2 protein-coding genes are annotated in these 932 nt (G+C 59.8%); both read right to left on the bottom strand.

The genetic code is table 11. From position 1 onward, the window contains the following. Nucleotides 1-445: transaldolase family protein (locus tag A3730_RS17545; protein WP_304439507.1), on the bottom strand; the 445-nt coding region annotated here is incomplete at its 3' end. A gap of 242 nt (nucleotides 446-687) precedes the next feature. Then, a partial coding sequence (locus A3730_RS31805; RefSeq protein WP_231883986.1) for a tRNA-dihydrouridine synthase occupies nucleotides 688-932 on the bottom strand: 245 nt, incomplete at its 5' end.

Here is a 932-nt window from a genome sequence, read left to right as displayed (position 1 = left end):
GAATGCCTTCTTCTTCAAGGATCTCCACGGCACGGATGCCTTCCCAGCTGGCCGCTACCTTGATCAGAATGCGGCTCGGGTCCACGTCCAGTTCCCGGTAGATCGCCATCAGTCGACGGCCTTTTTCCACGGTGGCGCGGGTGTCGAAAGACAGGCGCGCATCGACTTCGCTGGATACCAGGCCGGGCACGCGTTCCAGGATGGCCTGGCCGGCCAGGCAGGCATAGGTATCGGTGAGCCAGTCCATTTCGCCCTGGTGGCCCAGGGTGCGGCACAGATCAGCGGCCTGCTGTAACAGGTCCCGGTAACGCTCGTCGCGGGCAGCGGCCAGTAGCAGAGAGGGATTGGTGGTGGCGTCCTCGGGTTGCAGTTGGGCGATCATTTCCAGGTCACCGGTGTCGGCAACTAACGATGTCCATTGAGCGAGCTGTTCGCGTTTGTTCACGGTATCCGTTCCTTTCAGTGTCATGGCGGGGCACGGTACTGGGCCGCCATGACAGAATTATTTTTTCACCACAGAGGTCGCAGAGTACACAGCGGTAAATCGGGGGTGTGGGAAACCATGCTTGCATGGTGAAGAGGCGGGCACGGCCGGCATTCGCTATGCAAGCATAGCTTCCCACAAAAACAGAGTGTGCTATCCGGCTTGTTGGCTCTGTGAACTCTGTGGTGAAAGACTTTTACAGCCTAAGGCAGTTGTGCCAAGGCGTCCATGAGCACTTGTGGTGTCGTCTCCGGTTTGTGCATGTTTTCGCTGAGGTGGCGGCGGAAACGACGGGCACCGGGTTGGCCCTGAAACAGGTTAAGGATATGTCGCAGCGAGTGTTTGGGCGCGTGGCCCAGGGCGTAACGGCGTTCCACATAGGGGAGGAACTGCTCGGCAACCGCCTTGCGGCTGGGAATGGCGTGGTCGTCGCCAAACACCACCCGGT

The organism is Alcanivorax sp. HI0044 (assembly GCF_001634945.1).
This window is presented reverse-complemented; position numbering and strand designations above follow the sequence as displayed.